Consider the following 8,681-nt stretch of genomic DNA (forward strand, 5'->3'; position numbering starts at 1 on the left):
GACCAACCTGCTGGCCCTCAATGCCACGATCGAGGCGGCCCGGGCCGGCGAGGCCGGCCGCGGCTTCGCGGTGGTGGCCGCCGAGGTCAAGCAGCTCTCCGGCCAGACCGCCCGCGCCACCGAGCAGATCCGCGGCCGCCTGGCCGTGCTGCTGCAGGAGCTGGCGGCGATCCAGGCCGCCGTGGCCGAGAGCCGGCACGCGGTGGCGAGCGGCACCGCCGCGGTGGCTCGGGTCGAGTCCCGGGTGGCCCAGGAAGGTCAGGCCGTCGCCCGCTCGGCGGAAGGCATCCGGGCGCTCGCCGAGGTGCTGGGCCAGCAGGAGGCCGCCACCGCCGAGATCTCGGCCGGCGTGCAGCAGGTCGCCGGCAAGGCGCAGAAGACCCGCTCCGAGATCGACGGGCTGATGGAGATCCTGGTCCGCGCCGAGGCCGCGGCGCAGGACGCGCTCGGGGCCAGCGCCGCCCGCGGCCTGTCGGCCTATGCCCTGGTGCGCCTGCCCGCCGATATGGGGATGTGGAAGCGCCGCCTCGCCGCGGCCCTGGTCGGGCTCGGGTCGGTCGGCGCCGCCGAGCCGCCCTTCCGCGACGCCGCGGCGGATCTCGGGATCGACGCCACCGATCCCGCCGCGGCCCGGCTCATCGCGGCCGGCGCCGAGGCGAAAGGCCACGCCGCCGCCATGGCGGCGGCGCTGGGGCAGAACGATTGGGGCAAGGCGATCCCGGCCTACCAGGCCTTCGAGACCGCCGCCAAGGCCATGGTGGCCGCCGCCGAGGGCCTCGCCCGCCGCTGAATCCGGGGCCGGTTCGCGGCCCGTCGATTTTTCGGCGATCCTCGTCGGATCCGGGCCGCGTCGTGCGTCCTGTGACGAGGGAGGATCGACGATGCTCTACGCCATCCTGTGCTACAAGGACGAGGACGTCGTCGCCGCCTGGAGCGCGGCGGAGGATGCCGCCGTGATGGAGCGGCTCGGCCAGGTGCACGAGGGGCTGGAGCGCCAGGGCAAGCTCGGCCCGTCGCTGCGGCTCCTGCCGACCACCGCCGCCACGACCTTGCGCAAGGCGAGCGAGCCGCCGCTGGTGATCGACGGCCCCTTCGCCGAGACGAAGGAACAGCTGCTCGGCTTCTACGTCGTGGACGTCGCCGATCTCGACGAGGCCCTGGGCATCGCCCGCGACCTCGCCGCCGCCAACCCGGGCGGCGCCTACGAGCTGCGCCCCGTCCTGCTCTACAACCCCGATCCCCGCCCGGTTCGCGGCGGACTCGCGTGAGCGAGGCCTCGCCCGACGCGGCCTGGCTCGCCGGCGCCCTCGCGGCGGCCCGGCCGCGGGTGGTCTCCGCCCTGCTGCGGGTGTTTCGCGACCTCGACACCGCCGAGGAGGCCTTCCAGGAAGCGAGCCTGAGGGCCCTGCGCACCTGGCCCCGCACCGGCCCGCCGCGGGACGTGGCGGGCTGGCTGATCCTCGTCGGGCGCAACGCGGCCCTCGACGGCAAGCGCCGCCTGGCCCGCCAGGCGGCTTTGCCGGCCGAGGACGCGCTGTCGGATCTGGACGATGCCGAGACGCCGCTCGCCGAGGCGATCGACGCCCAGGCCTACCGGGACGACATCCTGCGGCTCCTGTTCATCTGCTGCCATCCGGACCTGCCGGCGACGCAGCAGGTCGCGCTCGCCCTGCGCATCGTCTCGGGGCTTCCCGTCGCGCGCATCGCCCGCGCCTTCCTGGTCTCGGAGGCGGCGATGGAGCAGCGCCTCACCCGCGCGAAGGCCCGCATCGCGCGCAGCCCGGTGCCGTACGGGGCGCCGGGGCCGGTCGAGCGGGCGGAGCGGCTCTCCGCCGTCTCGACGATGCTCTACCTGGTCTTCAATGCCGGCTACTCGGCCGCGACCGGCTCGGAGCGCGCCGCTCTCTGCGACGAGGGGATCCGCCTCGGACGCCTGCTCCTGCGCCTGTTTCCCACCGATCCGGAGGTGATGGGGCTCCTCGCCCTGATGCTGCTCCAGCACGCCCGGTCGCCGGCGCGCTTCGACGCCGACGGCGAGGTCGTGCTGCTGGAGGACCAGGATCGCGGGCTCTGGCGCCGGCCGATGATCGCCGAGGGGCTCGCCCTCGTCGACAAGGCGCTGCGCCACAGGACGCCCGGTCCCTGCCAAGTCCAGGCGGCGATCGCCGCCCTGCACGCCCGCGCCGCCCGGCCCCACGAGACGGACTGGGCCGGGATCGACGCGCTCTACGCGGCGCTCGAGCGGATGCAGCCCTCGCCGGTCATCACGCTCAACCGGGCCGTCGCGACCGCCAAGGTCGCCGGTCCGGCGGCCGGGCTCGCGCTCGTGGAGCCCCTGGCCGGGGCGCTCGGCGGCTATTTCCACTTCCACGGCCTGCGCGGCGCCCTGCTGATGCAGCTCGGGCGGAGCACGGAGGCGCGGGAGGCGATGGGGCGGGCGATCGCGCTTGCCGGCACCCCGGCCGAGGCCGCGCATATCCGCCGCCAGCTCGACCGGCTGGTCGGGGCGGATTCCGCGGATCGCGAAAAAATCTGAGCGGGGCTGTCGGAGACCGGCCCCGCCGCACGTCCTTGCAGACGAGGCCGCATCACGAACGGCCCATACGAGGAGAGGACCTGATGAGCGACGAAACCCCGAAGATTGCCCCGGTGATGGGCGGCCTCGTCACCTACCTGATGCTGGACGGCGCCCTGAAGGCGGCCGAGTTCTACGTGCGCGCCTTCGGGGCCGAGATCGTCGCCGCGATGCCGGCCGACCCCCAGGGCCGGACGCCGCACGTGCACCTGCACGTGAACGGCTCGTCGCTGATGCTGAGCGACGCCTTTCCGGAGCATGGCTGCGCGCTCCAGGCGCCCCAGGCCTTCAGCCTGACCCTGATGGTCGAGGACATCGACGCCCGCTACGCCCGCGCCGTCGAGGCGGGCGCGACCGCCGTGATGCCGCCGGCCGAGATGTTCTGGGGCGACCGCTACGGCCAGCTGCGCGACCCCTTCGGGGTGGTCTGGGCGATGAACCAGCAGAAGCGCTGACGCCACCGCCGGGACCGGGCAGAGCCGGTCCCCTCAGCCCCGCGCCTCATGCTCAGAGCCTCGCCATGAACCTTGCCAAGAACCTCGCCAAGAACCCGGATCCGAACGGACGCGACCTCGTCCTCACCCGCCTCATCTCCGCCCCGGCCGCGGCGCTCTACCGCGCCTGGACCGAGCCGGAGCTGATCAAGCAATGGTTCGCCCCCGAGCCCTTCACGGTCGCCGCGGCCGAGACGGAGCTTCGCCCCGGCGGATCGACCCGCATCGTCATGCGGGGGCCGGACGGCACCGAGTTCGCCAGCAGCGGCGTCTATCTCGAGCTGGTCGAGAATGCCCGCATCGTCTTCACCGACGCCTATACGCGCGCCTGGGAGCCGGCCGCCAAGCCGTTCTTCACCGGCATCATCACCTTCGCGCCCGAGGGCGGCGCCACGCGCTACACCGCGCTGGCCCGGCACTGGACGGCGGAGGACCGCGACGCCCACGAGGCGATGGGGTTCCATGACGGCTGGGGCCGCTGCGCCGACCAGCTCGCCGCCCTCGCCGCCCGGCTCTGACCCTCCCGGAGACGCACCATGGCCCATGTCAGCACCTGCCTGTGGTTCGAGCGCGACGCCGAGGAGGCGGTGCGCACCTACGTCGCTCTCGTCCCGGATTCGCGGATCGGGGCGACCCTGCACGCGCCGGGGCCGTGGCCCGGGGGCGAGCCGGGCGCCCCGATCCTGGTGGCGTTCACCCTCGGCGGGCAGAGCTTCCAGGCGCTGAACGGCGGCAGGCGGGCCGAGTACGGCACCGCCGCCTCGATCGCCCTCGCCTGCCCCGACCAGGCCGAGGTCGACCGGCTCTGGGACGCGTTGCTCGCCGGAGGCGGCACCGAGATCCAGTGCGGCTGGCTGCGCGACCGCTGGGGCGTGCCCTGGCAGATCGTTCCCGAGATCCTGCCGCGCCTGCTGGCCGATCCGGATCCGGCCGTCGCCGCCCGGGTCTTCTCGGCGATGCAGGACATGATCCGGCTCGACGTCGCGGCGCTGGAGCGCGCGGCCGCCGGCTGATCCGCCGGTTGCCCGCCGGCCGGCCGGGCCGTAGCGTCGCCCTAGGTCAACCGGGGAGGACGGACATGGCGAGGATGACGCGCAGGCGGGTTCTGGAGACCGCGGCTTTCGGGGCGGCGGCGCTGGCGGGATCCCGGCCGGCCGGGGCGGCGCAAGCGCCCAACGTCGTCTTCATCATGGCCGACGACCTCGGCTATGCCGACGTCGCCGCTTACGGCCGGCCCGACCTCGCCACCCCGCATATCGACCGGATCGCCGCCAGGGGGATCCGCTTCACGCAGGCCTACGCCAACTCGGCCGTGTGCTCGGCGACCCGCACGGCCCTGATCACGGGGCGCTACCAGTACCGCCTGCCCGTCGGGCTCGAGGAGCCGGTCACGACCCGCTTCGCCGGCGGCCTGCCGGCGGAACACCCGACCCTGCCGGGGCTGTTGCGGCAGGCCGGCTACCGCACGGCGCTGGTCGGCAAGTGGCATCTCGGCAGCGTGCAGGATTACGGGCCGCTGCAGCGCGGCTACGACGCGTTCTGGGGCTTTCGCGGCGGCACGATCGATTACTTCAGCCACCGCGGCACCGACGGCAAGCCGGACCTGTGGGACGGCGACCTGCGGATCGAGGAGGTCGGCTACGCCACCCACCTGCTGGGCGAGCGCGCGGTCCGGACGATCGCGGCCTCCGTGAAGGCCGGGCGCCCGTTCTTCCTCAGCCTGCACTTCAACGCGCCGCACTGGCCGTGGGAGACGCCCGACGACGAGGCCGAATCGCGCCGCATCGCCGGCAGCAACCTGCGCCACTTCGACGGCGGCACCCAGGCCACCTACCGGCGCATCGTCGCCGAGATGGACACCCAGATCGGCCGCGTCCTCGACGCGCTGGAGGCGAACGGCGTCGCCGAGGATACGATCGTGGTGTTCACGAGCGACAATGGCGGCGAGCGCTTCTCCGACACCTGGCCCTTCACCGGCCGCAAGACCGAGTTGCTGGAGGGCGGCCTGCGCATCCCGGCGATCGTCGCGTGGCCGCGGCGGCTGAAGGCGGGGGCGATCTCCGCGCAGCCGATGATCACCATGGACTGGCTGCCGACGTTGCTGTCCGCCGCCGGCGCGGCGCCCGACCCGGCCTACCCCTCCGACGGCATCGACCTCCTGCCGATCCTGACCGGGCAGGCGCCGGAGCGCCCGCGCACCTTCTTCTGGCGCTACCGCGCCAACGACCAGGCGGCGATGCGCGACGGCGATCTCAAATACCTCAAGATCCGCGGCGAGACCTTCCTGTTCGACGTCGTTGCCGACCCGCTGGAGCGGGCGAACCTCAAGGCCCGACGCCCGGACGACTACGCGCGCCTGCGCGCCGCCTGGGACACGTGGAACGCGACGATGCTGCCGGAACGGCCCGACAGCTTCTCGGAGACCTATACGGGGGGCCAGCTCGCCGACCATTTCGGGGCCGGCGGAGCACCGACCCCGCCGCGCCCGGCCCTGGCCGGCGAGGCGCCGCGGTGAGGCCTCAGGCGATCCGCTCGCACCAGCAAGCGTGCGTCCGATACGGAAACGTCACCTCGTCCCGCCCGGCGAGTTCCGGCGTGCGGGCGATCAGGCCGCGCACGGCATCCGCCACCCGGGCCCGCTCCGACTCCGGGAGCGCGGCGATGAAGCTCACCGACAGGGTGCGGTCGAGGATCACCTGCTCCGGGGCGCCCCTATGCCCGTGCGGGAAGGCCTCCTCGTGCAGGGGCCCGAAGCCCTCGGCCGGAAACGGGTCACGCCACGCCCCCGTATGATAGCGCGGCGCGTCGCCCTCGTGGGCGTTCATGATCGCGGTCAGCTCCGCCACCCAGGGCACCGCCTCGTCGCGGACGTTCCAGACGAGGCCGAGGCGGCCGCCGACCTTCAGCACGCGGCGGATCTCCGCCAAGGCGGCCCTGGTCGAGAACCAGTGGAAGGCCTGGGCGCAGACCAGGGCGTCGAGGCTCGCCTCCTCCAGCGGCATCGCCTCGGCGGAGCCGGCATGTGCCGTCACGCCGGGAAGCGACGCGGCGAGCTGCGCCCGCATGGCATCGACCGGCTCGATCGCCGTCACGTCGGCGCCGGTCGCGGCGAGAAGGCGGGTGAATTTGCCGGTCCCGGCACCGAGATCGGCGACCGACCGGCCGGGTCCGAGACGGAGCGCGTCGCGCAGCCAGGCGCCGAGCGCCGCCGGGTAGTCGGGCCGGCCCCGCGCATAGGTCCCGGCCCCGGCCGCGAAACCGCTGGACGCGGCGGGGTGCAGGTCACTCATGAGCCCTCCCGTGCGATCAGCGCAGCCAGCCCTTCAGCCGCCGCACCGCCTCCTGCGCCTCGGCCTCGCCGCCGGCGAAGGACAGGCGCAGGTGGTGTGCCCCGGCCTCCGGGTCGAAGTCGAGGCCCGGGGTCGCCGCGACGCCGGCCTCGTCGAGCATGCGGCGGCAGAACCCGATCGAGTCGTTGGTGAGCCGGGCGATGTCGGCATAGAGGTAGAAGGCGCCGTCGGCCGGATGCACGTCGCCGAGGCCGATCGCCGGCAACTCGTTGAGGAGCAGCGCGCGGGCGCGGGCATAGTCGGCCTTCACCGCCTCCAGCTCCTCGGTCGCGTCGAAGGCGGCGAACGCGGCCACCTGCGACAGGTAGGGCGCCGAGATGTAGAGGTTCTGCGCCAGGCGCTCGATCGGCCGCACCAGGGCCTCCGGCACCACCATCCAGCCGATGCGCCAGCCGGTCATGCAATAGTATTTCGAGAACGAGTTGATGACGACCGCCTCGGGATCGACCGCCAGCGCCGTCGCGGCGGGCACGCCGTAGGTCAGGCCGTGATAGATCTCGTCCGAGATGAAGCGCAGGTTCATCGCTCGGCACGCCTGCGCCAGGGCGGCGAGGCCCGCGGCGTCGATCATCGTGCCGGACGGGTTGGCCGGGCTCATGACCAGCAAGCCGGAGAGCGGCGCGGCGTCGTGGGCGGCCCGCAGGGCGGAGGCCGTGGGCACGAAGCCGTCCTCGGCCCGCAAGGTCAGCCCCACCGGCTCCAGGTCGACGGCCTGGAGCACCGAGCGGTAGGCCGGGTAGCCGGGCGCCGCGATCGCCACCCGCCCGCCGGCATCGAACAGGCTCAGGAAGGCGAGGACGAAGCCCGCCGACGAGCCGGTGGTGACGACGACCCGCTCCGGGGCCACCGCCACGCCGTAGGCCTCGGCGTAGTGGCGGGCGATGCGCTCGCGCAAGGGAGCGATGCCGAGGGCCTCGGTATAGGGGATGCGGCCGGAGGCGAGGGCGGCCTGCGCCGCCGCGATGGCCGGGCGGGGTGCGGGCGCCGAGGGCTGGCCCACCTCCATATGGACCACCGTGTCGCCCTGCCGCTCGCGCCGCGCCGCGGCGGCGAGCACGTCCATCGCCAGGAAGGGCGCGACCCGGGCGGCACGGCGGGAAACGAGAGAGGCGGGATCGGACATGACGGGCCTTGGACGCGTGATCGCGGGTGCGCCCCCGCACATAGCGGGATTTGCCGGAGATTGCGCCCCGCGGCCGGCGCAGGCGTGATTTGACAAGGCCGCCGCGAAACCGCCTAACCGGGGGCCCAAGGAGCGCGCCAGGATTGTGCGCCACCGACGGTGGACGACCCCGATGAGGACGACGATGCTGCCCCTGCCCCGCCTTCTGCCCGCCCTCGCCCTCGCGGGCCTCGTCGCCGCGGCCGCCCCGACCCGGGCCCAGTCCCCGACGACCACCCCGGCGGCTCCGGCACCGGCGGCGGCCCCGATGAGCGACGCCCAGCGCCAGGCGATCGAGGGCGTGGTGCGCGACTACCTGCTCAAGAATCCCGAGATCCTCCAGGAGGCGATGACCGAGCTGGAGAAGCGCCAGCAGGAGGCCCAGAAGGTCGCCCAGGCCAGCGCCCTCAAGGAGACCCGCGACACCCTGCACAATTCGCCGCACGGCTTCGTCGCCGGCAACCCGAACGGCGACGTCACCCTGGTCGAGTTCTTCGATTACAATTGCGGCTACTGCAAGCGGGCGCTCACCGACATCCAGACCCTGATCAAGGGCGATCCGAAGCTGAAGGTCGTGCTGCGCGACTTTCCCGTCCTCGGGCCCGACTCGCTGGAGGCCAGCAAGGTGGCGCTCGCCGCCAAGCAGCAGCTGAAGGGCGACAAGCTGTTCGACTACCACATCCGCCTGCTCGAGAGCCGCGGGCGGGTGAACGGCGAGCGGGCGATCGCGGTGGCCAAGGAGATGGGCCTCGACGTCGCCAAGCTGCAGAAGGACATGCAGGCCCCCGACATCCAGGCTGCCCTGCAGGAGAATGTCGGCCTGGGCGACAAGCTCGGCCTGTCCGGCACCCCGGCCTTCATCATCGGCGACGAGATCATCCCGGGCGCCGTCGGCGTCGAGCCGATCCGCAAGACGGTGGCCGGCATGCGCCAGTGCGGCCACGCCACCTGCTGAGACGACGCTTCCCGCTTGCCCGTCGCGCCGGCGCCACTATCGCGCGCCGGCCGCATGGTCTATGAGGCCCGCCGATCGCCCGCCGGACGAGACCGCTCCCCCGCGTCGTCCGTGCGATGCTTCGGCGGGCCACCCCCGCCCCCCC

At 73.6% G+C, this 8,681-nt stretch carries 10 protein-coding genes; 8 read left to right on the forward strand and 2 right to left on the reverse strand.

The window, feature by feature from the left end; translation table 11 throughout:
• From VQ03_RS28480 to VQ03_RS28510, 7 genes are all read left to right on the forward strand, one after another.
• Nucleotides 1–790 (forward strand): methyl-accepting chemotaxis protein (locus VQ03_RS28480; protein ID WP_048454294.1); only part of this gene is annotated, 790 nt, incomplete at its 5' end.
• 91 nt (nt 791–881) lie between these two features.
• On the forward strand, nt 882–1,268 hold the full coding sequence (locus VQ03_RS28485) for a YciI family protein (protein ID WP_048454295.1): 387 nt from the start codon (nt 882–884) through the stop codon (nt 1,266–1,268).
• Nucleotides 1,265–2,536: an RNA polymerase sigma factor gene (locus tag VQ03_RS28490; RefSeq protein ID WP_048454296.1), complete on the forward strand. Its 1,272-nt coding sequence runs from the start codon at nt 1,265–1,267 to the stop codon at nt 2,534–2,536. The genes VQ03_RS28485 and VQ03_RS28490 overlap by 4 nt, the downstream gene beginning before the upstream one ends.
• 83 nt (nt 2,537–2,619) lie before the next feature.
• Entirely contained in the window at nt 2,620–3,030 is a 411-nt protein-coding gene (locus VQ03_RS28495) for a VOC family protein (protein ID WP_048454297.1), read from the forward strand.
• Between the two features lie 65 nt (nt 3,031–3,095).
• Entirely contained in the window at nt 3,096–3,587 is a 492-nt protein-coding gene (locus VQ03_RS28500; protein WP_048454298.1) for an SRPBCC family protein, read from the forward strand.
• A gap of 18 nt (nt 3,588–3,605) precedes the next feature.
• Nucleotides 3,606–4,082 (forward strand): VOC family protein, encoded by a 477-nt coding sequence (locus tag VQ03_RS28505; RefSeq protein ID WP_048454299.1) that lies wholly within the window; start codon nt 3,606–3,608, stop codon nt 4,080–4,082.
• Nucleotides 4,083–4,147: 65 nt separating this feature from the next.
• Nucleotides 4,148–5,584, forward strand: coding sequence for a sulfatase family protein (locus tag VQ03_RS28510; protein WP_053078777.1), 1,437 nt, complete (start codon nt 4,148–4,150; stop codon nt 5,582–5,584).
• 4 nt (nt 5,585–5,588) lie between these two features.
• Here the strand turns inward: VQ03_RS28510 and VQ03_RS28515 are convergent, their stop codons facing one another.
• Both VQ03_RS28515 and VQ03_RS28520 read right to left on the reverse strand, forming a co-directional pair.
• Nucleotides 5,589–6,359 carry a class I SAM-dependent methyltransferase gene (locus VQ03_RS28515; protein WP_048454300.1) on the reverse strand — a complete coding sequence of 257 codons (771 nt, stop codon included), beginning with the start codon at nt 6,357–6,359 and terminating at the stop codon, nt 5,589–5,591.
• A 16-nt stretch (nt 6,360–6,375) separates the two neighbouring features.
• The gene (locus VQ03_RS28520) at nt 6,376–7,542 is read right to left on the reverse strand and encodes an aminotransferase class I/II-fold pyridoxal phosphate-dependent enzyme (protein ID WP_048454301.1); all 1,167 of its coding nucleotides are present in this window, start codon (nt 7,540–7,542) and stop codon (nt 6,376–6,378) included.
• A gap of 184 nt (nt 7,543–7,726) precedes the next feature.
• On the opposite strand from VQ03_RS28520, the gene VQ03_RS28525 reads away from it, so the two are divergent.
• Entirely contained in the window at nt 7,727–8,536 is an 810-nt protein-coding gene (locus tag VQ03_RS28525; protein ID WP_048454302.1) for a DsbA family protein, read from the forward strand.
• Nucleotides 8,537–8,681: the final 145 nt, after the last annotated feature.

This window comes from Methylobacterium tarhaniae (assembly GCF_001043955.1).
Lineage (GTDB): Bacteria > Pseudomonadota > Alphaproteobacteria > Rhizobiales > Beijerinckiaceae > Methylobacterium > Methylobacterium tarhaniae.

Coding starts and splice junctions, on each gene's coding strand:
- VQ03_RS28505 (WP_048454299.1), top strand. CDS start 3,606: ATGGCCCATGTCAGCACCTGCCTGTGGTTCGAGCGCGACGCCGAGGAG.
- VQ03_RS28525 (WP_048454302.1), top strand. CDS start 7,727: ATGCTGCCCCTGCCCCGCCTTCTGCCCGCCCTCGCCCTCGCGGGCCTC.
- VQ03_RS28495 (WP_048454297.1), top strand. CDS start 2,620: ATGAGCGACGAAACCCCGAAGATTGCCCCGGTGATGGGCGGCCTCGTC.
- VQ03_RS28520 (WP_048454301.1), bottom strand. CDS start 7,542: ATGTCCGATCCCGCCTCTCTCGTTTCCCGCCGTGCCGCCCGGGTCGCG.
- VQ03_RS28510 (WP_053078777.1), top strand. CDS start 4,148: ATGGCGAGGATGACGCGCAGGCGGGTTCTGGAGACCGCGGCTTTCGGG.
- VQ03_RS28485 (WP_048454295.1), top strand. CDS start 882: ATGCTCTACGCCATCCTGTGCTACAAGGACGAGGACGTCGTCGCCGCC.
- VQ03_RS28500 (WP_048454298.1), top strand. CDS start 3,096: ATGAACCTTGCCAAGAACCTCGCCAAGAACCCGGATCCGAACGGACGC.
- VQ03_RS28515 (WP_048454300.1), bottom strand. CDS start 6,359: ATGAGTGACCTGCACCCCGCCGCGTCCAGCGGTTTCGCGGCCGGGGCC.